This is a genomic window from Marinomonas shanghaiensis (assembly GCF_003259175.1).
Taxonomy (GTDB): Bacteria; Pseudomonadota; Gammaproteobacteria; order Pseudomonadales; family Marinomonadaceae; genus Marinomonas; species Marinomonas shanghaiensis.
On sequence record NZ_QGOK01000003.1, the window covers coordinates 224,588 to 246,519 of the forward strand.

Here is a 21,932-nt window from a genome sequence, read left to right on the forward strand (position 1 = left end):
TAAAATAAGTGGAGACGTAGTATGGCCTGGAATGAACCGGGTAATAACGACAATGACCCATGGAATCCAGATAAGAACCGTAATAATGGTGCTGGGCGCCCGGACGGAGGTCGTGAGAAAGACGCCGATAATGATCCTTGGGGTCGTAAACCAACTGGAGGCAAAGATCAAAGCCCTCCAGATTTGGATGAAGCATTCCGTAAGCTGATGGACATGTTGGGGGTTAAAAAATCCCGCAAGTCTGGTGGCCCTAACGGTGGTGATTCCGGCATGTCTGGCAAATTTGGCGGTAGTCTGATTGCGATTGTTCTGTTGGCTTTGCTTGCTTTGTGGGCGGCGACAGGGGTTTATCAGGTGGACCAACAGGAGCGAGGTGTTGTGCTTCGTTTGGGTAAATATCACTCTACTGTTATGCCGGGGTTACATTGGAATCCACCAATGATTGACTCAGTTAGTAAAGTGAATGTTACTAAAGTGCGTTCTCATGATCACAAGGCACTCATGCTGACAGTTGATGATGCTATTGTTGAAGTGGGTGTGTCTGTTCAGTATTCTGTTCAAGATCCTAAGGATTTCTTGATTAACGTGCGTAATCCTGAAGAATCTCTTGCTCAGATAACAGAAAGTGCGCTTCGCCATGTTGTTGGTAGTTCTGAAATGGATCAAATTCTTACTCAAGGCCGAGAGTTGTTGGCTGAAGAAGTGAAGGTGAGAATTCAAGATTACAGTACAGCGTACGGAACTGGTGTATTGATTTCGAAAGTGAACGTTGAGAATACTCAGGCGCCAACTCAGGTGCAGGAAGCGTTTGATGACGTTATCAAAGCCAAAGAAGATGAGTTGCGTGTACGAAATGAAGCTGAGTCTTATGCGAATGGTATCATTCCTGAAGCTCGTGGACGTGCGCAGCGTATTCGTGAAGAAGCTGAAGCTTACCGCTCTGAGATTGTTGCTCGGGCAAGTGGTCAGGCGGATCGTTTCGATCGTTTGTATCGTGAGTATACAAAAGCGCCAGACGTAACTCGTCGTCGTTTGTATATTGAAACGATGGAAACGGTCTACAAAGATGTGAATAAGGTTGTTGTTGATACTGAGGGTGGAAACAACATGATGTACTTGCCTTTGGATCAGCTGATGAAGCAGCGTGCTGAGTCATCTACTGGTACCGGTTCTATGAGCTCTGGAAATATTGGGGCGCTAACAGATCAAGTGCTTGATGAAATACGTAAGCGCCAAAGTGCAACTATTCGTAGAGAGGGCAGAAACTAATGAAAGGCTTTTCTTTTTCAGTTTTATTTGTTGTTCTTCTCGGTGTGTTAATTGCTTCTCAGACGCTTTTTGTCGTCAAAGAAACAGAGCGTGCGGTTGTGCTTAAGTTTGGTGAGATTGTTCGGGAAGATGTTCAGCCTGGCATTCACTTTAAACTGCCGATTATGAATGAAGTTAAGAAGTTTGATGCACGAATTCTAACGATGGACTCGCGTCCTCAGCGTTATTTAACGCTAGAGAAGAAAGCGGTTATCGTGGATTCTTATGTTAAATGGAAAATCGATTCTGTCGCTAAGTTTTATCAGGCCACATCGGGTGATGAGTTTGTTGCGAACCGAGTTTTGTCTTCCCGTGTTGATACAGGGTTGCGTAATAAGTTCGGTGAACGAACCATGCATGAGGTGGTTTCTGGTCAGCGAGATCAGTTGATGACCGAGTTGCGTGACGATTTAAATCGTGTGGCTCAGAATGAGTTAGGTATTTCTATCGTTGATATCCGTGTTAAGCGAATCGACCTACCGCCTGATGTGAGTGAGTCTGTTTATCAGCGTATGAGAACGGAGCGTGAGCGTGAAGCTCGTGAGCATAGATCGAAAGGTTTGGAGCTTGCGGAAGGTATACGTGCTGATGCAGATCGTCAGCAGGTTGTTCTTGAAGCAGAAGCGCAGCGTGACGCTGAAATGATACGTGGTGATGGCGATGCTAAAGCGGCGGCTATTTATTCTAAAGTCTATACGCAGGACCCAGAATTCTATGAATTTTATCGTAGTCTTCAGGCTTACCGCGAAAGCTTTAATGGCAGCAGTGATCTGTTTGTACTTGAACCAGACAGTGAATTCTTCAAGTATTTGAATAGTTCAGTTCGTGGCGGTACGAAATAGCGTCCATATTCGTCAATAATCGTTCGTGAAGCCTATTTGTTAAAATGGGAAACATGATACTATTACACAAACCGGGCCCAGCCCGGTTTTTTAATGGTCAAAATAAAGAGAATCTATGCAGGAATTGTTGCAGTCGCTGCTGGTTGGCGTCAGCCTTTTATTGATCGCCGAGGGTGTTTTGCCTTTTCTGGCTCCAAATGTGTGGAGGGAAATAATGGTAAAAGCCATCGCGAGCTCAGATTTGAATTTGCGCATTCTGGGGGCGGTTAGTATGTTTCTTGGATTAATACTTCTTTTGCTGACACGAAGCTAAGAGGATAATTTAATGACATTAGCAGATCGTTGGTTGCTTCCTGAGGGCGTTGATGAAGCGTTGCCTGAGCAGGCGGCTAAAATCGAACATCTTAGAAGAACTCTGCTTAATCTCCATGAAAGCTGGGGATATCAATTAGTAATACCCCCTCTTTTAGAGTATTTGGATTCCCTTCTTACGGGTGCTGGTTCAGACCTAGAAATTGAAACCTTTAAAGTGATTGACCAATTATCAGGTCGACTTTTGGGAATACGCGCTGATTTTACTTCTCAAGTGGCTCGTATTGACGCTCATTGTCTTAAGGATGATGGGGTTCAGCGTTTGAGTTATTGTGGTAGTGTTTTGAGGACGATGCCAGCTGGATTGGATGGTACTCGTAGCCCTATTCAATTAGGTGCAGAAATTTATGGCCATGGTGGAGTAGAGAGTGATATCGAAGTGCTGTCTTTGATGTTGCAAACTTTGTCTGTCGCCGGTCTTTCAAATGTTGTGCTTGATTTGGGTCATGTTGATGTTGTAAGCGGCGTGCTGGCTGCTTGTGATTTGAATGCGGATCAGGAAAAAAAGCTGATTGAGCTTTATAAGGCGAAAGATTTGCCTGAATTAGACCGCTATGTTGAAAGTTTAAATGATCTGCGTGATGTTCAAAAGCAGTGGTTGGTTAACTTGCCGCGTTTGTGTGGTGGCGAAGATGTTCTGAAGCGTGCATCTGAGCTACTTGGTGATGTTAATGAATCCATTCGTGATGCGATTGTTTTGTTGCAGCAAGTAAGTCGTTCTATCTGTCAGCGTTTTCCTAATGTTGGCTTGCATTTTGATTTAAGTGATTTGGTTTCTTATAGCTATCATACCGGTGTGGTGTTTGCGGCGTATGTTCCTGGTCACGGAAATGCGATTGCTCGTGGTGGGCGTTACAATAATATTGGCCAAGTATTTGGTCGGTCTAGGCCTGCTACAGGTTTTAGCACGGATGTAAAAGCTTTGGTTTCTTTGACAGATATTGTTGTTAATAAACCAAAAACAGTACTGTCACCAATTTGCTCAAGTAACGAGCTTTGGTTAAAGGTAAATTCTCTGCGTGCTGAGGGTTATCAAGTTGTTGAGGTTTTAGACGACCTTTACGCTGGAAGCGCTGATTTTAAGTTGGATTTTGTGGATGGGGCTTGGCAGTTGTTGCCGCTTCGAAGCTAGACTTTTCTTTAAGAACTATCTAAATGAGACCTGAAATTATGGGTAAAAATGTTGTTATTCTAGGCACTCAATGGGGCGATGAAGGTAAGGGTAAGGTTGTAGACCTACTTACTGAGGATGTTGCTGCAGTTGTACGTTTTCAAGGTGGTCACAATGCTGGCCATACCTTGGTGATCGATGGCAAGAAAACGGTCTTGCATTTGATTCCTTCTGGTATTTTGCGTGATGGCGTGCAATGCATTATAGGTAATGGTGTTGTCTTGTCTCCGGCAGCGTTGAAGACAGAAATGCTGGAGTTGCTTGAGCAGGGTGTGCCAGTCGTTGAACGTTTAAAAATCAGTGCGGCTTGCCCACTTATTTTGCCTTATCACATTGCTATTGATCAGGCTCGTGAGCTTGCTAAGGGCGAGAAGAAAATAGGTACCACTGGGCGTGGTATTGGGCCAGCATACGAAGACAAGGTGGCGCGTCGTGCTATCCGTGTTGGTGACTTGTTGGATTCTGAGCGCTTTGCTGCCAAACTGAAAGAAGTGCTTGAGTACTACAACTTCATTCTTACGAATTATCATAAAGTAGAGCCTATCTCTTTTGATCAGGTCTATGCGGAAGGCCTAGAAATGGCCGAGTTCTTGCGTCCAATGGTTGCTGACACTATTACCTTGCTTCACGATTTGCGTAAAGCGGGTGCGAACATTATGTTCGAAGGTGCTCAAGGTTCATTGCTGGATGTGGATCATGGTACGTATCCTTACGTAACTTCTTCCAATACCACAGCAGGTGGAGCGCCAGCGGGTACAGGGTTTGGTCCTTTGTACTTGGACTATGTGTTGGGTATTACGAAAGCTTACACCACTCGCGTAGGGTCGGGTCCGTTCCCAACAGAATTGTTTGATGAAGACGGTGAGCGTTTAGGTCGTCGTGGTCATGAGTTTGGTGCAACAACGGGCCGTTCTCGTCGCTGCGGTTGGTTTGATGCGGTGGCTTTACGTCATGCGGTTCAAATCAACTCCGTATCTGGCATCTGTTTGACTAAATTGGATGTATTGGACGGCTCTTCTGTGATTAAAGTTTGTGTGTCTTATGCGGACGCAGACGGTAATCCAGTTGCGGGTTCATTGGTTGACAGTGAGGGGTATGAGCAAGCTAAGCCAGTGTACGTAGAAATGCCTGGTTGGACTGAGTCAACGGTGGGGGCGCCAAACTTCGAGGCCTTGCCTAAAAATGCTCAAGATTATATCCGCTTCTTGGAAGAGCAGGTTGGCGTACCGGTGGATATTATTTCTACTGGCCCTGATCGTAATGAAACGATTGTGTTGCGCGATCCCTTCAAGCAGTAAGCGTTAGTCATTTATATTGTTGTAAAAAAGCCGCATTTTGCGGCTTTTTTTGTTTTTGTGGGTCGCTAAGTTCATCATATTAGCATTCTTTGTAAATAGAGTGAAAAGAGGGGGAGGAGTTTGCTGGGCGCTAAGGTAATATTTACAATTGAACTTATGGCGATGTAACCGTCTGCTAAATAATGGAAAAATGAGAGGAAATATTTATGGTTAAGTTATTGCTTGCTGATGATGATGCTCGTTTGTCGGATCTAATAAAGGAATACTTTGATGGTGAGGGCTATGAAGTTGCTCATGCTTGGAATGGTCGCGAGGCTTTAGAGTTGATGGCGGCCGACATGCCTGACATTATTATTCTTGATGTCATGATGCCGGAATTGGATGGCTTTGAAACGTTAAAGCAGATTCGTAATAAGAGTGCTGTGCCTGTCATTATGTTGACAGCAAAAGGCGATGATATTGATCGTATTCTAGGGTTGGAAATGGGCGCGGACGATTATTTGTCAAAACCATTCAATCCGCGTGAATTACTGGCTCGCATTAAGGCGATTTTACGTCGCGCAAGTCAGGAGCGTGAAGATGACCCAACGGCGGACATTGATCTTTCTGGTGTTTTGTTGCGTCGTAAAGATCGAACAGTTTACCTTGAGGGGGAGTTGGTAGAGTTAACGACCTCTGAATACACGTTATTAGAATGTATGTTGATGGCGCCCGGTCAGGTTTTAACAAAGCAAGAGCTTTCTGAAAAGGCTTTGGGTCGTAAATTAACCATGTACGATCGCAGTTTGGATATGCACATCAGTAATTTGCGTAAGAAGATAGGCAGCTTAGAGAACGGCGACCCTCGAATTAAGACGGTGCGTGGTGTTGGTTATATTTTTGTGTCAAATGAGCAGGGTGCTTAATCTTTTATGAAAAATACTTTTCTGCGTGTGTTTCTGGTGGTGTTACTGTCCAATATTATTGTGGTTAGTATTGGTTTAGGGATGGTGCAGTTTATTCAGAAACGCAACCAGGTGTCCGCTGATTTGCTGGGTGATGTCGGTGTTCAGTTGGTCGCTGGGTATGAAAAGTTTGGTATTGTTTCCTTGCAAGAGGAAACGAAAAAGGCAGAGAAGCGCTTGTCTGGGACCATTTACTTGTATCAAGAAAATGGTCGACCTCTTCTTAAGCCTTTGCCGCGTAACTTTAGAGAGCAGAATACGCCGAGTTCATCAACTCGGCCAGCGGCGGATTTCTTGCACAGTCAATTTATTCAGGTGATTGGTGGTAATAATGTCCAGTACTTGCTGATATTTAAGCCTGATCCCGAAATTAGCTCGTTAGCCCCTGAAGCGGTTGTTGGTTTTTCTTTACTTGGACTATTGGTTTCAAGTGGTGTGTTGGCTTATTGGTTGCTGGGGCCTTTGCTTAAGTTGCAACGCGTGGCTCGCTCCTTTGGTCAGGGAGACATGACCGCTAGGGTGGAGAATAAGCTGGCGCGCAGAAGTGATGCGGTGGGTAAGTTGGCGCGTGAGTTTAATGAAATGGCAGTCAGAATAGAAACGCTTTTGTCTTCAAAGGAGCGTCTGATGCGCGATGTTTCTCATGAGTTAAGAACGCCACTTGCTCGAATTGAGGTGGCGCTGACGATTGCGGAAGATAAGTATGGGACTGAGGCGCAGAAAGGTTATCTTCATCGCATTCGCACTGAGCTTCATGAGCTTGATGAGTTAATTGGACAGGTGTTGACTTTAAGTCGCCTAGAGGCAGCCTCTCTTATAAAAGAGGAGATGGATCTTCAAGAGTGGCTGAGTGAAATTGTTGCGGATGTGAGTTTTGAAAGTCAGCTTAAGGGGATTTCGGTGACAAAAATTGGTCGTATGCCGAAAACCATTTTGGGCGATCCTCTTCAATTGCGTCATGCGATAGAGAATGTGCTCCGCAATGCGTGTTTTTATGCCGGTTGTGGGGGTGTTATTGAAGTGGAAACTCTGGAGAAAGCGGGGACGGCCTTTATTTATGTGCGCGATAATGGTCCTGGCGTTTCTGACGATAAGCTGGAGAAAATATTTCACGCTTTTTATCGTTCTTCTGAGGCTCGGGAGGCGAACAGTGGCGGCTTTGGTGTTGGTCTTACTATATCGCAACGTATTATCAGGGCGCACAAGGGGCAAATAATGGCTCGTAATCGTGAGGAGGGTGGATTAGAGGTGTGTTTTCAGCTCCCTGTAGCCTAGTGAATGTACTAGAGAGTATTGTGTGCTTTTATTTGGAAGAAAGCCCTTGTTATTGTCCTCATAGGTAAGTAACATGCCCGTCGCAAGTTGGCTAGGCAGTCGCCGCTCAATTTATTGGGGGGAGGAAAGTCCGGGCTTCGCAGGGTAAAGTGCCAGGTAACGCCTGGGGGGCGTGAGCCTACGGAAAGTGCAGCAGAAAATACACCGCCTAAGCAGTTTACTGCCGGTAAGGTTGAAATGGTGCGGTAAGAGCGCACCGCGCGACTGGTAACAGTTCGTGGCTAGGTAAACCCCACTTGAAGCAAGACCAAATAGGAACTCTTTGGCGTGACCCGCGCTGAGTTCGGGTAGGTTGCTAGAGACGTGCAGTGATGTACGTATTAGATGAATGACTGTCCACGACAGAACCCGGCTTATCGGCCAACTTGCAATTTTTTCCTTTCTTATTTTTTTTCCAAACTAAAATCAATTTCTTAGTGACTAGATTGCTTTATGGCATCTGGTTTTTTTGCGTTTCTACGGATTTATTTTGATCAAGAGCCGCCTTTGGGGCGGTTTTTTTGTGTCTTTTTTGGCGTGTTTATATCTTTACGTAATATTTTTTTACTATTTTGGTGAAAAGGTGTTAAATTGTGGGATAAAGTGTCGATAAGTGGGATATGACAATGTTTCGTGGGATTCATCAAGTAAGTGTGGATGCAAAGGGGCGTATGTCGCTTCCAGCACGCTTGCGTGATGATTTGGCCCAATATGATGATAACGGCGTGGTTGTCACCATAGATCCTGTCTCTCGATGCTTACTGCTTTATCCCTTGTCTGAGTGGGAGTTGATTCAACAAAAGCTCGATAAATTGCCTACTTTTCAGCCGCAGGCTAGGCGTCTTCAGCGTCTTTTAGTGGGACATGCAACCGATTTAGAAGTGGATAATGCGGGCCGAATTTTGTTACCCGCGCCGCTGCGCGAATTTGCGCGTTTGGATAAAAAGCTAACGATTCTGGGTCAAGGTAAAAAATTAGAAATTTGGAGCCAAGAAGAATGGGAAGCGCAGCGCGAAGATTATTTGTCCCAAGATGCGCTTGGTGACTTACAAACAGAAACCATGATGGATATTTCTTTATGACAAAGACGATGGCAGAACACATAAGCGTCATGCTTAATGAGTCCGTCGATATGCTAGTAACCGACGCAAATGGTCTTTATGTAGATGGCACGTTTGGCCGTGGTGGTCACACTCGTTTGGTGCTGGAAAGACTTGAGAATGGACGTTTGCTTGGTTTTGATAAAGATCCAGTGGCGATTCGTCATGGCAAGTCTTTAGAGCAAGAAGATGCTCGTTTTACGATTGTTCAAGACAGTTTTGCGAATATGGCAGAGCATATTTCGGCCGTGTTTGGTGTGGATAAAGTAGATGGTGTCATGATGGATTTGGGAGTTTCTTCTCCTCAGATTGATGATGCTGAGCGTGGCTTTAGTTTTATGAATGATGGCCCACTTGACATGCGCATGAATCCAGACAAAGGCATTAGTGCTGCTCAATGGGTTGCTACGGTTCACGAAAAGGAGCTAGCCGATGTGATGTATCAATACGGCGAAGAACGTTTTTCTCGTCGTATTGCAAAGGCTATTTGTGACTATCGTGCCCACACGCCTATTTTAACCACGCTGCAACTGGCAAAAATCATTGCAGAGGCCAATCCAGCTTGGGAAAAAGGTAAAAATCCTGCTACTCGCGCTTTTCAAGGTATTCGGATTCATATCAATAATGAGTTGGGAGATCTTGAAACAGGCCTTGATGCGGCGGCGGAAGCTTTGAAGGTGGGTGGTCGGTTAGCGGTTATCAGCTTCCATTCATTAGAAGATCGTATTGTGAAGCGCTTTATGAAGTTGAAAGCGAAGGGACCTGAGTTGCCAAGGCATTTGCCGATTCAAAATGCCCATCTCGATATTAAGTTTAAAACGGTAGGTAAGGCGATTAAGCCTTCTCAAACCGAAGTAAGTGAAAACGTAAGGTCAAGAAGTGCTGTTTTACGTGTTTTGGAGCGAGTCAGTGATTAAGACACGTCACTTGCCGCTGGTGTTTGTGATTGGGGTTGTGTTGTTGACTCTGGTGTCTATTGCGGTGGTGATCCAAGTATATGATTTTAGGAAAAACTTCTCTTATTTGCAGACGCTTAAACAAGATGAAGTGGATTATGAGGTGAAGTGGGGGCAGTTGCTGCTTGAGCAAAGTGCACTTACTCAGCCTAGCCGCTTGGAACAGGCGGCCATTAAAGATTTAAAAATGCACGCACCTTCTCAGGATGAATTGATAATAGTGAAACCATGAATATTGAAAACAGTGTTCAAACTCCAGGAAAATGGCGCTTCATATTTGTATACGGCATCGCGTTGCTGCTGTTTCTTATCGCGGGCGGTCGTCTCTTTTATCTGACGGTTGTCGATAAAGCCTTTTTGCAAAATCAGGGTGAAATTCGCGCGGTTAGAACAGAGGCTATACCCGCTACGCGGGGTATGATTTTGGATCGTCGAGGTGAACCTTTGGCGGTTAGTACGCCCACGTGGACGATTATTGCGAATCCTAAAGCGTTGTGGAAATTACCAAGAGATCCTTCTCAAAATATCGGGCCAGAAGAAGAAATTAAGCGTCTTGCGGAAGTGATGGGTGTTGGTCGTGCTTGGTTGCAAGAGCGATTTGAGGCGAACAAAGGTCGTTCGTTCATGTATTTAAAGCGGCAGATACCGCCTCATGAAGCAGAGGCTATTATGGCCGCAAATGTGGTGGGTGTAAGTAAAACAAAAGAATATAAGCGTTTCTACCCTGCTGGTGAAGTGGCTTCCCATGTTGTTGGTTTTACGAATATCGATGATAAGGGGCAAGAAGGTCTTGAACTTGCCTATGATAAAGCCCTGGAAGGGCAGCCTGGCCGTCGCAGTTATGTGAAAGATCTAACAGGCAATATTATTAGGGGCGTGGGTGTAGAGCAAGCTGAACACCCAGGCGAAAATATTGAGCTGAGCATCGATCTTAGGTTGCAATATCTGGCTTATCGAGAGCTAAAGGCCGCGGTGACTGAGCATAGAGCTACGTCGGCGTCTGCTGTCATTTTAGATGTAAAAACGGGTGAAATTTTGGCGATGGTCAATCAGCCATCCTATAACCCAAATGACCGTTCAAAACTTGAATATGAAGAGTTACGTAATCGCGCTGTGATTGATTTGTTTGAGCCTGGCTCCACAATGAAGCCTTTCACTATCTCTGCCGCCTTAATGTCTGGGCAGTACACGACAGAAACGACGATTAATACTTCTCCAGGGTTTATGCGATTTGGACGTTTTACCATTCGCGACGCGGCTAATTATGGCGTGATTGATTTTGAAAAACTTTTGATCAAGTCCAGTAACGTGGGCGCATCTAAGATAGCGTTGTCGCTGCCTCAGGATGCGGTCTGGAATATGGACTATGAGTTAGGTATTGGCTCTCCGGTCGGGATAGGCTTTCCTGGTGAGGCATCTGGTGTGCTGCCTTCTCATCCTAAATGGCATCCATCTGAAATAGCAACCTTATCTTATGGTTATGGTTTGTCGGTCTCTACTTTGCAGTTGGCTCAGGCTTATATGGCGCTAGGCAATGGTGGCTATCGCGTTCCAGTGACTATTTTTAAACAAGACGTTCCGGCAGACGGAAAGCAAGTGATTCCAAAGAAAGTTGCCCAAGATGTGGTGAAAATGATGGAAGCAGTTGTACAGCGTGGATCTGGTAAAGCGGCGCAAATACCCGGCTATCGTGTTGCCGGTAAGACGGGTACGGTTCATAAAGTGGGTTCTAAGGGGTATGAGTACGATCAGTATATCGCTCTTTTCGCTGGTGTTGCTCCCGCATCGGATCCTAGGCTGGCGATGGTGGTTATGATTAACGATCCCAAGGGGCGAGAATATTATGGTGGTGAAGTCGCCGCGCCTGTTTTTTCTCGAGTGATGGAAGGGGCGTTAACCACGTTAAATATTTACCCTGATTTACCAGAAGGACTTAGAGAAGTACGCTTGCAACCTAAAAAAGCGCCTTATCAGGTGGTACAAGGTGGTTAAATGAGTCAACTGTCACATAAGCAACTGCTTAATTTAGCGGGATATCCTTCAGAGGGTATCCCGCATTCTGCTGTTTATAGCCATTTGGAAACTGACAGTCGAAAAGTGGATGGTGATGCGGTTTTTTTTGCATTACCAGGCGTGGCTTCAAATGGTTGGGACTATTTGGATAAGGTCGTTGCATTAGGGGGCAAAGTGGCCATTGTCCCTGAAGATCTTCATTTGCAACGGAGTGATATTGAGCTTATTTCTGTTGCCGATCCCGCTAAGTTATTGGTTGAGTGTCTACATACCTTTTTTGGTCGCATGCCGAAAAATATGGTTGCGGTTACTGGGACTAATGGAAAATCGTCCATTTGTTTTTACATTGCGCAACTTGCCCAGTTTGTTGGTTTTAAGAGTGGTTTGGTGGGCACTTTTGGTGTGGGTCCGTTGGACAATTTATCTGAATCGAAACAAACGACCCCTGATCTTTTGTCTATGCATCTGACATTAATGGATATGGCGGGTTCAGGGATAGATTTTGTCGCTTTTGAGGCTTCCTCTCATGCTTTGGATCAGGGGCGTCTAGAAGGGGTGTCTTTTCAAACAGCGGTGTTTTCTAACCTTTCCCGTGATCATCTTGATTATCATGGCGATATGAATTCATACGCTCTGGCCAAGCAGCGATTGTTTTCGTTTCCCAGTGTGACGCATTCCGTATTTTGTTTGGATGATGCTTACGCTGGTTTCATGGCTGACGGCGCTGTTGATTCGCGCCACTATTATTATAGTGAGCAAAATTCAAAGGCCGATTTTTATGTTAAACAATTGGTGCTTGAATCGGCAGGGTGTCGATTTGATCTATGTCATCCAGACGGTGAAGTCCCCGTATTTTTGCCGTTGCTAGGTCGCTTTAATGTGCAAAATGTGTTGGCGGCTTTGGCCAGCCTGTGGGCTTTTGTAGAGGATAAAGAGCGTCTTATTGCTGGGTTATCCTATTTGTCTGGTGCGCCGGGCCGTATGGAAAAAGTGCATTTAGCGGAGTCGCCTCTTGTTGTGGTTGATTATGCTCATACGCCAGATGCTCTAGCAGTGGCGTTACAAGCCTTGAAGGAGCATTCGAGTAGTCGATTGATTTGTGTATTTGGTTGCGGTGGCGACAGGGACAGAGGTAAGCGACCTTTAATGATGGCCGCAGCGCAGCAGTACGCTGATTATGTCTGGTTAACCTCTGATAATCCTCGCACCGAGTCTATTGAACAAATATTTTCTGATGTGTTGGCGCAGACAATTGATGATACGGCATTTACTTTTGAGCCTGATCGTCGTGTTGCTATCCGTAATGCTGTTTTGTCAGCTGGCCCAAATGATGTTGTCCTTGTGGCGGGTAAAGGGCATGAAACTTATCAGGATATTGAAGGTGTTAAGCATCCTTTTGACGATAAAGAAGAGGCGCTGAAGGCGATAGAAGCTTATGTTAATTAATGTGACTCTTTCAGACATTGCTCAGGTCTGTGGTGGCGTACTTGTGGGAGAGGATTGTGTTCTGCAAGCCGTTGTGACGGATACGAGAAAGTTGACCTATGGGTGTCTTTTTATTGCGTTAAAAGGTGAGCGCTTTGATGGGCATGACTATGTGAAGCAGGCCGTTGAAAATGGTGCCGTTGCCGTTGTGTCTGATCGTGATCTGGATGTGCCTAATTATGTTAAGGTAGCAGACACGACTTTGGCTTATGGTGCGATTGCGCGGTTGGTCCGAGATGCGTTTGCAGGTCCTGTTGTATGTATTACCGGCAGTAATGGTAAAACAACCGTAAAGGATTGGTTGGCGCAGTCACTTTCCGATAAAAATGTGTTAAAAACACGCGCCAATTTAAACAATCAAATTGGGGTCCCGCAGACCTTGTTAGAGTTAGAGTCGAAGCATGATGTTGCTGTGATTGAGGCCGGTACCAGTTTTGTGGGTGAAATACCCCTGTTGGCGAAAATTGCCTCCCCTGACGTAGTGATTTTGACGAATGCGAGCGGCAGTCATTTCGAAGGTTTAGGTAGTCTTGAGAGTATTGCAAAAGAAAAAGGCGGTTTGATTTCTGGAGCAGCATCCGATGCAAGCGTGATTCTCAATTCAGACGACGCTTTTTTCGATTATTGGTGTGGTATTGCGGCTAATCGAAATGTGTATTCTTTTGGTTTTACTGAGTCTGCGGACTTATATGCCTCTGATTTAGAGTTGGGTGCGGATTCCAGTACAGCGATATTTCATTATAGTGGGGCAGCACTGCCTGTTCTTATTGCTGGTGCTGGTCGGCATCAAATCGCGAATGGCATGGCAGTGGTGTTAGCCATGTTAGTCATTGGCGTGGATTTTAAAGAAGCGGTCGCTAAATTGGCTTCGCCAGTGTTGGTTGCAGGCAGGTTAGAGCGCCTTAAGACAAAAAATGGCGCGCTATTAATTAATGATTGCTACAATGCCAGCCCGTCATCAGTCAAAGCGGCAATTGATGTATTGGCGATGCAGTCGGTAGCAGAAACTTGGTTGATTTTAGGGGCGTTAGCCGAGCTTGGAGATCAGCGAGACATTATTCATCACGAGTTAGGGATGTATGCTAAGGGTAAAGGGATTTCGTGTTTGATTTGTGTTGGTCCTATAGCGGGTATTGCTGGTGCGGCTTTTCGACGTGAAGGCGGTAATGCAATATTTTGTAATACGCATAATGAAGCGGCGACAGTAGTTCGCCCATTAGATAAAAAACACGCTATTTTAGTCAAAGGCTCTCGCTCTGCTAAAATGGAAAATGTCATTGAAGCATTAATTAATTAGGATAATCCTTACCAATGTTACTCCTCCTAACGGCTTATTTAAGTAAATACCATACATTTTTTACTGTATTTAATTATTTGTCTTTGCGCGCCATTTTAGGTGTTCTTACGGCGTTGGCGATTTCACTGCTGATTGGCAATAAAGTGATTGTGTTATTGCAGCGTTTGCAGATTGGTCAAGCGGTCCGTAATGACGGTCCTCAGACGCACTTATCTAAAGCTGGCACGCCTACCATGGGTGGCGCGTTGATTATTTTCTCAATCTCCGTGAGCACGCTTTTGTGGGGAGATTTGCGCAACGAGTATGTATGGGTTGTTCTGTTGGTCATGTTGGCATTTGGCGTTGTGGGTTGGGTGGATGATTACCGAAAAGTCGTGGAGAAAAATCCTCGCGGTCTTCCTGGTCGATGGAAATATTTTTGGCAAAGTGTGTTTGGTTTGGCGGCGGCGTTTTATTTGTATTACACCGCAACTACGCCTGCTGAAACCGCTTTACTTGTGCCGCTCTTTAAAGATGTGGCGATCCCCTTGGGAATGTTTTTTATCGTATTGACTTACTTTGTGATTGTCGGCACGAGTAATGCTGTGAACTTAACAGATGGTTTGGATGGTTTGGCAATTTTGCCAACGGTTTTAGTGGGTGGTGCGTTAGGTGTTTTTGCCTACCTGACGGGTAATATTCGCTTTGCTGATTATTTGCTTATCCCTTATGTGCAGGGTTCCGGTGAATTGTTGGTATTTTGTGCCGCGTTAGCTGGAGCGGGATTAGGCTTTTTGTGGTTTAACACTTACCCAGCACAGATTTTTATGGGGGATGTAGGCTCTTTGGCATTAGGTGCAGCGCTGGGTACGATTGCGGTTATCGTTCGTCAAGAGTTGGTGTTGTTCATCATGGGCGGTGTTTTTGTGATGGAAACAGTATCGGTAATATTGCAAGTGGCATCCTACAAGTTAACCAAACGACGAATATTTCGCATGGCACCGATTCACCATCACTTTGAATTAAAAGGTTGGGCTGAACCAAAAGTCATTGTGCGTTTTTGGATTATTACGGTTTGTCTTGTGTTAGTGGGTTTTGCCACTTTAAAAGTACGTTAGGAGTTTTGCATGTCGTTGATCGGGTCAGATCGGGTAAGAGCCGTTGTCGGCTTGGGTGCGACAGGCTTGTCTTGCGTACGTTTTTTAGCGAGTAAGGGCATAGAGTTTTATGTGGTGGATTCCCGTGAGAATCCTCCTGGTTTGGAACAAGCCAAAGAATTTTGTTCTGAAGACCGTATTTTTACTGGCAACTTAGATGTTCTTGAGACCTTGGGGGTGACGGAGCTATTCGTTAGTCCTGGGATCGCATTGCGTACACCAGTTCTAGCGCGTTTGGCTGAACGCGGTGTGGCGATGCGTGGTGACATTGATTTGTTTTGTGATTATGTCGATGCCCCTTTTGTTGCCATTACAGGCTCGAATGCGAAAAGTACGGTGACGACTTTGGTGGCTATGTTGCTGCAGGCTTGTGGCAAAAATACCAAAGCAGGTGGAAACTTAGGCTTGCCTGCTTTAGACCTTCTATCTCCAGGTACCGATTTTTATGTGTTGGAGTTGTCCAGTTTTCAACTTGAGACAACGCATGCGCTTCAAGCTGACTTAGCTTGTCTTCTCAACGTCTCTGAAGATCATATGGATCGCTATAAAGATTTGTATGAGTATCAGCGAGCTAAGCAAAAAGTCTATCGAGGCTGTAAGGCTGCGGTTTGTAATAAACAAGACATTTTAACCGCGCCCTTGTTAGCGGAAGGTGTACCTGTCCGTGCGTTCACAACAAAAAGTCCGGACCTGAAAGAATATGGCATGCTAAAAGATGGCGACGGCGCGTGGCTATGTCGTGGTGTTGAGCGATTGTATCATACTTCTCAAATTGCCCTTAAAGGTTCTCATAATCACGCGAACGTACTGGCTGCTTTAGCGATGCTTGAGTTGCTGGGCGTGGATGTTATGTCTGATGCGGTGGGTGAGGTGTTGAGAACTTTTGGCGGTTTGCCTCATCGTTGTGAAACCGTCCGAGTACTGGATGACGTGACGTACATTAACGATTCAAAAGGGACCAACGTTGGTGCCACGTTGGCGGCGTTGCAAGGGCTTGGTTCGCCTGCGGATAAAAAGGTTTTGCTGATCGCAGGGGGTGAGGGGAAAGGCGCTGATTTTCGTGCTCTGGCGAAGCCTATTCAAGATCTTGTGCGCATTGTTTATTTGTTTGGTAAAGATGCTCATCGAATTGCTGAGGTGTTATCCCCGAGCGTGGATGTTCGGCACTTTGAAACCTTGGATCAAATTGTGGCGAGTATTGCTCAAGATAGCCATAAGGGGGAGATTGTTTTGTTCTCGCCTGCGTGCGCTAGCTTAGACATGTATAAAAACTATGAGATGCGTGGACAGCACTTCGCTCGTTTGGTTGCTGAGTTATGACATGGCTCAATCTATTTGATCGTGTGTCTTGGCGCGAGTTTGTAAAAGTGGATGCGGTTTTTCTTGCCGCCGTTATTTCTATCTTGGCTCTGGGCATGGTGATGGTGTCCAGTGCGTCAATCTCCATATCAGAAAGTATTCACGGCCATCCTTATTTTTTTATGAGAAGGCAGCTTCTTTATCTTGTTCTGGGGTTGGCTTTTGGTTGGCTGCTGTTGTCGTTGCCTACAAGCCAATTACAGCAATGGGGCATCCTTATGATGGGATTGTCTTTAATTTTGCTGATTCTTGTGCTGGTTCCTGGTATTGGGAAAAGCGTCAACGGCAGTCGTCGTTGGATCAATTTAGTGGTCTTTAACTTACAGGCTTCTGAGGTCGCTAAAGTCTGTATGGTGGTTTATGTGTCAGGCTACTTGGTGCGCCGAGCAGACCGTGTGAGAGAAAGTTGGGTCGGGTTCGTTCTGCCGCTTTGTCTCTGCAGTATTTTCCTTCTTTTCTTGTTGTTCGAGCCAGATTTTGGTGCCTCCGTGGTGTTGCTGGGCACAGTGATGGTGCTGCTGTTTCTGGGTGGCGCGCCCTTGTATCAATTTTTGCTATTGATGGTGGCGGCGGTTTGTATGCTGGGTGTCGTGGCGATTTCGGAAAGCTACCGTCTGAAACGACTGTTGAATTTCATTGACCCATGGGCGGATCCCTTCAATGAGGGGTATCAACTTAGTCAGGCGTTAATAGCCTATGGCCGAGGTGAGTGGTTTGGTCTTGGTTTGGGAAATAGTGTTCAGAAGTTGGCTTATTTGCCCGAAGCCCATACGGATTTTGTGTTTTCTATTTGGGTAGAAGAAACTGGGATGTTCGGTGGACTGCTACTGATTTGTTTGTTTGCTCTTATGGTGGCTCGTGCGTTCAAAATTGGCCACAAAGCCATGGCACTTTCTCGTCCCTTTGCAGGCTACATGTGTTTTGGCTTTGCTATTCTCATTTTGGCTCAAGTCATCATTAACATTGGGGTGAATACAGGGTTTTTACCGACTAAAGGTTTGACGCTGCCTTTGATCAGCTATGGCGGCAGTAGTCTTATTATTACGTTAGGCAGTCTTTTTGTTGTTGCGCGTGTCGATGTTGAAAATCGTCGGCTTGAATATGGCGATAATACGGACTCATCTGGTGCAAGTGACGTGAAGAGAGTAGGAAATGAATAAGGCGAGAAAAGTCATTATAATGGCTGGCGGGACAGGAGGGCATATTTATCCTGCACTGGCTTGTGCGCAGAATTTTAAAGATAAAGGCTTAGAGGTTCAGTGGCTTGGCTCTAAAGGGGGAATGGAAGAGTCTCTGGTGTCAAAACACGATATTCAATTGCACTCTTTGTCTATTAAAGGGGTAAGGGGTAAGGGAATTCTTGGTCTTTTGGTGGCGCCTTTTAGGGTGTTGCATGCGATTGGTCAAGCCGTAGCTGTTTTGCAAAAAGAGAAGCCTGATATCGTTTTAGGTATGGGAGGCTTTGTTGCTGGGCCAGGTGGTGTGGCGGCTCGGCTTTTAGGTATACCATTAGCGATACATGAGCAAAATGCTGTTGCTGGAACAACCAATAAGTTGCTTGCTAAAGTAGCACGTGTAAGGCTGCAGGCCTTTGACGGTGCGCTTGATAGTGGGATTAGTGTCGGCAATCCGATTCGCAGTGATATCTTGGCGCAGCGTGTTCGTGAACCCAGAAGCGGCAGTGCAAGACCCTTGCGATTGCTGGTTGTTGGCGGCAGCTTGGGGGCGAAAGCCATTAATGATGTCATGCCTCAGGTTTTGGCAACGTGGCCGTTTTCTCAGCGTTTGGATGTTTGGCATCAAACGGGTGTGCGTAATTTTGAAGAAGTGTCTAAGTGTTACAAAGAGGCGAACGTAGAGGCTCGTGTTGAAGCCTACTTGGAGAACATGGATCAAGCTTATTACTGGGCGGACATTGTATTGTGCCGAGCTGGTGCCATGACTGTGAGTGAGTTAGCTGTAGCGGGCCTGCCTTCTATTTTGGTTCCCTATCCGCACGCAATTGATGATCATCAGACTGCGAACGCTCGTTATTTAGAGCAGGTTGGGGCGGCCTATTTGTTGCCTCAGACGCAGTTGAATTGCGAAAAAGTGATTTCTTTGCTTTCTGGTTTTATAGAGAGCGAGGAAGCATTATTGAAAATGGGTGAGCAAGCTAAATTAATGTCTCGCCCCAATGCAACACAAGATGTTGTTGCACATTGTTTAAGGTTAATAAAATCATGATTGATAATAAAGCTCAGTACGATATTCCCACCATGCGCCGCATTCAGAATATTCACTTTATTGGTATTGGTGGTGTGGGTATGTGTGGTATCGCTGAGGTGCTGCATAATCAAGGTTACCAAGTGTCTGGGTCGGATCTCAAAGCATCATCCACAACAGAGCGCTTAGAAGGGCTGGGTATTAAAGTATATATTGGGCACGTGGAAGAAAACGTCTATGACGCTCACGTTATTGTCGTGTCTACGGCGATAAATGAACAAAACCCTGAAATTATTTGGGGTAAAGAGAATCGTATTCCGATTGTGCGTCGAGCGGAAATGTTAGCTGAGCTGATGCGTTATCGTCATGGTATTGCGGTTGCGGGGACGCATGGCAAAACGACAACGACCAGTTTAATGGCCTCTATTTTAGCCGCGACAGGCGAAGCACCAACCTTTGTTATTGGTGGGCGTTTAACCAGTGCTGGCGCTAACGCGCAGCTAGGTAGTAGTGCGTATCTTGTAGCGGAAGCGGACGAGAGTGATGCGTCATTTCTGCATTTACAACCGCAAACAGTCATTGTAACCAACATCGACGCGGATCATATGGACACATATGATGGTGATTTTGAAAAGGTGAAGCATACTTTTATAGAGTTTGTGCATAATTTGCCTTTCTATGGTCTGGCTGTGATGTGTGTTGATGATGAAAATATTCGAGAGATTTTGCCATCATTGAGTCGACCTATTTTGACCTATGGTATTGATCAAGAAGCTGATTTTTATGCGACGGATATTGTGCAAATAGGGCGTTATTGTGAATTTTTGGCGCATCGTCCGGATGGTGAGCCATTGAAGATTCGTTTGCCTATGCCAGGGCGTCATAATGTATTGAATGCATTGGCGACTATCGCTGTTGCAACGGATTTGGGTGTGGATGCCACGGCTATTCAAGCGGGTCTGATGGGGTTTGAAGGGGTTGGGCGTCGCTTCCAAGAGCAAAAGCCTCTCGAATTATCTGACGGTTCAAGCGTGATGTTTGTTGATGATTATGGTCATCACCCAAGTGAGGTTTTGGCAACAATAAAAGCGATTCGTGCAGGTTGGCCTGAGAAGCGTTTAGTCATGGTCTATCAGCCGCACCGCTATACTCGAACTCGTGATCTATATGAGGATTTTGTGAGGGTTTTGTCCCAAGTGGATGTGTTGCTGTTGCTTGATGTGTATTCAGCCGGTGAAAACACGATCAATGGCGCTGATAGTCGTTCTTTGTGTGGCAGCATTCGCCAGCGCGGTAATGTTGATCCTATTCATGTTGGTAGTGAGACGGATTTGCGTTCTATTTTGAGCAACGTTTTACGTGATGGGGATTTGTTGATTACGCAAGGGGCAGGCGATATTGGCATGGTATCCAAAAATTTATCAGTGAGCGGTATTTAATATGGCACAGACACTCAAAGAATCCGTGATTGCCGTGATTTACGGTGGACGTTCTGCGGAACGTGAAGTTTCAATGCAGAGTGGTCCTTTGGTTGCTGAGGGGCTGCGTTCGAAAGGTTTTAATGTTGTAGAGCTCGATCTTTACGGGCCTGATGCGTCACTTGATCCGATTGTCCAATTGCAGTCTATTGCATTTGATCTGGCTTTTATTGCGCTTCACGGCGGTGAGGGGGAAGATGGCCGAGTTCAGGCGTTGCTTGAAATGTTTGGTAAGCCTTATACCGGTAGTTCACCGTTATCTTGTGGGTTAGCAATGGATAAGGTGCTCACTAAGCGTTTTTGGAATGGTATTGGTATTCCTACGCCCGCGTATTTGTCTTTTGTCAATCATGCAGATGCGGATGCGATTGAGCAGCAAATGTCTTATCCGATGATAGTAAAGCCTTCTAGAGAGGGCTCCACTATCGGTATCAATAAAGCGATGAATCGTGCCGAGCTGGATGAGGCTCTGCTGAAAGCGCTTGAATATGACTCCGATATCTTGGTTGAGGAATTTGTTGATGGGCCGGAGTTCACTATCACGATTATTGATGATGTTGCTTATCCGCCAATAGGTTTGAAGCCTGCCCCTGATCATAAATTGTATGATTATGAGGCGAAGTACATCGCCGACGACACGGAATATTTGCTGCCATGTGGATTGAATGAAGATGACGAAAATGAACTGCAAATGTTGGCCTTGGATGCGTATCGATCTTTAGGGTGCTCTGGCTGGGGGCGTGTTGATGTGATGCGTGATCAAGCTGGTGTGTTTTGGGTGTTAGAAGTTAATACAGCGCCTGGAATGACATCGCATAGCTTGGTTCCAATGGCGGCCAAGTATGTTGGGATTGACTACGCGTCATTAGTCGAAAAAATTGCGCAAAACGCTTGGCAAAGTAGGGCGTGATTGATTTATGAGGATAGCGGCACTAATAGGGGCAGTTTTATTAATCATCGTTGCCACTTTTCAGGGCGACGACTCTCCTGATACTTGGTTTGCTATTCAAAAGATTGAAATAAAGGGGCAGTTGAAATACGCAACAGAAGAAGAGTTGCAATCTGAGTATTCTTCTTTGTTGGGCCAAAGTCTTTTGAGTGTCTCTTTGTCCCATGTTATGGATGTGGTTCTGTCATCGGAATGGGTGGCAAACGCAGAGATTCGTAAAGTTTGGCCAAATACATTGCAGGTCCTTGTTCATGAACATACGCCTCTTGCATACTGGGGGGATGGGCAACTTATTTCCACTTCAGCGGTTGTGATTGCCCCGCGTAAGGTGCCAGATTTGCCGCTAACGAGGTTTTATGGTCCGGAAGATTCCAGTGGTGTGGTGCTTGAGCAGTTTGGTTTGATTAGTCAAGTGCTTGCTTCTACTTCACTGCGTGTTGCCACTCTTACCTTAGAGCCAAGGGGGGCTTGGAACATAATTTTTACCAATGGTGTAGAGGTTAAGCTCGGCAGAGAAGACATTTTAGAAAGGTTGCAGCGTTTTATAGCTGTGTATAAGAGTGATTTATCGGGTAGAATAGACCAAATAACGTCTGTTGATGCTCGCTATCCACATGGCATAGCGGTGGGTTGGAAACAAAATAAGTGATATTGGCCTATTTGTTGCTTTTTTAGAGAAATGAATGGCTTGTCATAACAACATGT

Annotated in this window: 20 protein-coding genes and 1 other RNA gene; all 21 read left to right on the forward strand. The window is 45.6% G+C overall.

Features of this window, described 5'->3' with window-relative positions:
- Nucleotides 1–21 precede the first annotated feature (21 nt).
- The 21 genes from hflK to DKT73_RS01450 all read left to right on the forward strand — a co-directional run bounded on the left by hflK (nt 22) and on the right by DKT73_RS01450 (nt 21,876).
- Entirely contained in the window at nt 22–1,269 is a 1,248-nt protein-coding gene (gene hflK, locus DKT73_RS01350; protein WP_111636810.1) for an FtsH protease activity modulator HflK, read from the forward strand.
- Entirely contained in the window at nt 1,269–2,150 is an 882-nt protein-coding gene (hflC, locus tag DKT73_RS01355; RefSeq protein WP_111636811.1) for a protease modulator HflC, read from the forward strand. Before hflK ends, hflC begins: the two co-directional genes overlap by 1 nt.
- Nucleotides 2,151–2,265: 115 nt before the next feature.
- Nucleotides 2,266–2,463, forward strand: a complete 198-nt coding sequence (locus DKT73_RS01360) for a DUF2065 family protein (RefSeq protein WP_111636812.1) — start codon at nt 2,266–2,268, stop codon at nt 2,461–2,463.
- Between the two features lie 12 nt (nt 2,464–2,475).
- Nucleotides 2,476–3,654, forward strand: a complete 1,179-nt coding sequence (locus tag DKT73_RS01365) for an ATP phosphoribosyltransferase regulatory subunit (RefSeq protein WP_111636813.1) — start codon at nt 2,476–2,478, stop codon at nt 3,652–3,654.
- A 38-nt stretch (nt 3,655–3,692) separates the two neighbouring features.
- Nucleotides 3,693–4,991, forward strand: a complete 1,299-nt coding sequence (locus tag DKT73_RS01370) for an adenylosuccinate synthase (RefSeq protein WP_111637166.1) — start codon at nt 3,693–3,695, stop codon at nt 4,989–4,991.
- Nucleotides 4,992–5,197: 206 nt separating this feature from the next.
- Complete coding sequence (locus DKT73_RS01375) at nt 5,198–5,896, forward strand: response regulator transcription factor (RefSeq protein WP_111636814.1); 699 nt, start codon at nt 5,198–5,200, stop codon at nt 5,894–5,896.
- Nucleotides 5,897–5,902: 6 nt separating this feature from the next.
- Nucleotides 5,903–7,210, forward strand: coding sequence for a sensor histidine kinase (locus DKT73_RS01380; RefSeq protein ID WP_111636815.1), 1,308 nt, complete (start codon nt 5,903–5,905; stop codon nt 7,208–7,210).
- Between the two features lie 83 nt (nt 7,211–7,293).
- Nucleotides 7,294–7,642, forward strand: an RNA gene (gene rnpB, locus DKT73_RS01385) — RNase P RNA component class A.
- 233 nt (nt 7,643–7,875) lie between these two features.
- A complete protein-coding gene (gene mraZ, locus DKT73_RS01390) occupies nt 7,876–8,331 on the forward strand; it encodes a division/cell wall cluster transcriptional repressor MraZ (RefSeq protein ID WP_111637167.1) in 456 nt (151 codons plus the stop codon).
- Entirely contained in the window at nt 8,328–9,266 is a 939-nt protein-coding gene (gene rsmH, locus DKT73_RS01395; RefSeq protein ID WP_111636816.1) for a 16S rRNA (cytosine(1402)-N(4))-methyltransferase RsmH, read from the forward strand. Before mraZ ends, rsmH begins: the two co-directional genes overlap by 4 nt.
- Nucleotides 9,259–9,537, forward strand: a complete 279-nt coding sequence (gene ftsL, locus DKT73_RS01400) for a cell division protein FtsL (RefSeq protein WP_111636817.1) — start codon at nt 9,259–9,261, stop codon at nt 9,535–9,537. Before rsmH ends, ftsL begins: the two co-directional genes overlap by 8 nt.
- Complete coding sequence (locus DKT73_RS01405; protein ID WP_111636818.1) at nt 9,534–11,297, forward strand: peptidoglycan D,D-transpeptidase FtsI family protein; 1,764 nt, start codon at nt 9,534–9,536, stop codon at nt 11,295–11,297. The genes ftsL and DKT73_RS01405 overlap by 4 nt, the downstream gene beginning before the upstream one ends.
- The gene (locus tag DKT73_RS01410) at nt 11,298–12,764 is read left to right on the forward strand and encodes a UDP-N-acetylmuramoyl-L-alanyl-D-glutamate--2,6-diaminopimelate ligase (protein ID WP_111636819.1); all 1,467 of its coding nucleotides are present in this window, start codon (nt 11,298–11,300) and stop codon (nt 12,762–12,764) included.
- Nucleotides 12,754–14,100, forward strand: coding sequence for a UDP-N-acetylmuramoyl-tripeptide--D-alanyl-D-alanine ligase (locus DKT73_RS01415; protein WP_111636820.1), 1,347 nt, complete (start codon nt 12,754–12,756; stop codon nt 14,098–14,100). The genes DKT73_RS01410 and DKT73_RS01415 overlap by 11 nt, the downstream gene beginning before the upstream one ends.
- 14 nt (nt 14,101–14,114) lie before the next feature.
- The gene (gene mraY, locus DKT73_RS01420) at nt 14,115–15,197 is read left to right on the forward strand and encodes a phospho-N-acetylmuramoyl-pentapeptide-transferase (protein WP_111636821.1); all 1,083 of its coding nucleotides are present in this window, start codon (nt 14,115–14,117) and stop codon (nt 15,195–15,197) included.
- Nucleotides 15,198–15,206: 9 nt separating this feature from the next.
- Entirely contained in the window at nt 15,207–16,556 is a 1,350-nt protein-coding gene (gene murD, locus DKT73_RS01425; protein ID WP_111636822.1) for a UDP-N-acetylmuramoyl-L-alanine--D-glutamate ligase, read from the forward strand.
- Nucleotides 16,553–17,755 carry a putative lipid II flippase FtsW gene (ftsW, locus tag DKT73_RS01430; protein ID WP_111636823.1) on the forward strand — a complete coding sequence of 401 codons (1,203 nt, stop codon included), beginning with the start codon at nt 16,553–16,555 and terminating at the stop codon, nt 17,753–17,755. The genes murD and ftsW overlap by 4 nt, the downstream gene beginning before the upstream one ends.
- Nucleotides 17,748–18,821, forward strand: a complete 1,074-nt coding sequence (murG, locus tag DKT73_RS01435; RefSeq protein ID WP_111636824.1) for an undecaprenyldiphospho-muramoylpentapeptide beta-N-acetylglucosaminyltransferase — start codon at nt 17,748–17,750, stop codon at nt 18,819–18,821. The genes ftsW and murG overlap by 8 nt, the downstream gene beginning before the upstream one ends.
- Nucleotides 18,818–20,239, forward strand: a complete 1,422-nt coding sequence (murC, locus tag DKT73_RS01440) for a UDP-N-acetylmuramate--L-alanine ligase (RefSeq protein ID WP_111636825.1) — start codon at nt 18,818–18,820, stop codon at nt 20,237–20,239. Before murG ends, murC begins: the two co-directional genes overlap by 4 nt.
- 1 nt (nt 20,240) lies before the next feature.
- Nucleotides 20,241–21,188, forward strand: a complete 948-nt coding sequence (locus tag DKT73_RS01445) for a D-alanine--D-alanine ligase (protein ID WP_111636826.1) — start codon at nt 20,241–20,243, stop codon at nt 21,186–21,188.
- A gap of 7 nt (nt 21,189–21,195) precedes the next feature.
- Nucleotides 21,196–21,876 carry a cell division protein FtsQ/DivIB gene (locus DKT73_RS01450; protein ID WP_111636827.1) on the forward strand — a complete coding sequence of 227 codons (681 nt, stop codon included), beginning with the start codon at nt 21,196–21,198 and terminating at the stop codon, nt 21,874–21,876.
- Nucleotides 21,877–21,932: the final 56 nt, after the last annotated feature.

What these genes read in the sequence shown, in the direction of transcription:
- hflK (WP_111636810.1), top strand. Translation starts at nt 22, where the DNA reads ATGGCCTGGAATGAACCGGGTAATAACGACAATGACCCATGGAATCCA.
- hflC (WP_111636811.1), top strand. Translation starts at nt 1,269, where the DNA reads ATGAAAGGCTTTTCTTTTTCAGTTTTATTTGTTGTTCTTCTCGGTGTG.
- DKT73_RS01360 (WP_111636812.1), top strand. Translation starts at nt 2,266, where the DNA reads ATGCAGGAATTGTTGCAGTCGCTGCTGGTTGGCGTCAGCCTTTTATTG.
- DKT73_RS01365 (WP_111636813.1), top strand. Translation starts at nt 2,476, where the DNA reads ATGACATTAGCAGATCGTTGGTTGCTTCCTGAGGGCGTTGATGAAGCG.
- DKT73_RS01370 (WP_111637166.1), top strand. Translation starts at nt 3,693, where the DNA reads ATGGGTAAAAATGTTGTTATTCTAGGCACTCAATGGGGCGATGAAGGT.
- DKT73_RS01375 (WP_111636814.1), top strand. Translation starts at nt 5,198, where the DNA reads ATGGTTAAGTTATTGCTTGCTGATGATGATGCTCGTTTGTCGGATCTA.
- DKT73_RS01380 (WP_111636815.1), top strand. Translation starts at nt 5,903, where the DNA reads ATGAAAAATACTTTTCTGCGTGTGTTTCTGGTGGTGTTACTGTCCAAT.
- mraZ (WP_111637167.1), top strand. Translation starts at nt 7,876, where the DNA reads ATGTTTCGTGGGATTCATCAAGTAAGTGTGGATGCAAAGGGGCGTATG.
- rsmH (WP_111636816.1), top strand. Translation starts at nt 8,328, where the DNA reads ATGACAAAGACGATGGCAGAACACATAAGCGTCATGCTTAATGAGTCC.
- DKT73_RS01405 (WP_111636818.1), top strand. Translation starts at nt 9,534, where the DNA reads ATGAATATTGAAAACAGTGTTCAAACTCCAGGAAAATGGCGCTTCATA.
- DKT73_RS01410 (WP_111636819.1), top strand. Translation starts at nt 11,298, where the DNA reads ATGAGTCAACTGTCACATAAGCAACTGCTTAATTTAGCGGGATATCCT.
- DKT73_RS01415 (WP_111636820.1), top strand. Translation starts at nt 12,754, where the DNA reads ATGTTAATTAATGTGACTCTTTCAGACATTGCTCAGGTCTGTGGTGGC.
- mraY (WP_111636821.1), top strand. Translation starts at nt 14,115, where the DNA reads ATGTTACTCCTCCTAACGGCTTATTTAAGTAAATACCATACATTTTTT.
- murD (WP_111636822.1), top strand. Translation starts at nt 15,207, where the DNA reads ATGTCGTTGATCGGGTCAGATCGGGTAAGAGCCGTTGTCGGCTTGGGT.
- ftsW (WP_111636823.1), top strand. Translation starts at nt 16,553, where the DNA reads ATGACATGGCTCAATCTATTTGATCGTGTGTCTTGGCGCGAGTTTGTA.
- murG (WP_111636824.1), top strand. Translation starts at nt 17,748, where the DNA reads ATGAATAAGGCGAGAAAAGTCATTATAATGGCTGGCGGGACAGGAGGG.
- murC (WP_111636825.1), top strand. Translation starts at nt 18,818, where the DNA reads ATGATTGATAATAAAGCTCAGTACGATATTCCCACCATGCGCCGCATT.
- DKT73_RS01445 (WP_111636826.1), top strand. Translation starts at nt 20,241, where the DNA reads ATGGCACAGACACTCAAAGAATCCGTGATTGCCGTGATTTACGGTGGA.
- DKT73_RS01450 (WP_111636827.1), top strand. Translation starts at nt 21,196, where the DNA reads ATGAGGATAGCGGCACTAATAGGGGCAGTTTTATTAATCATCGTTGCC.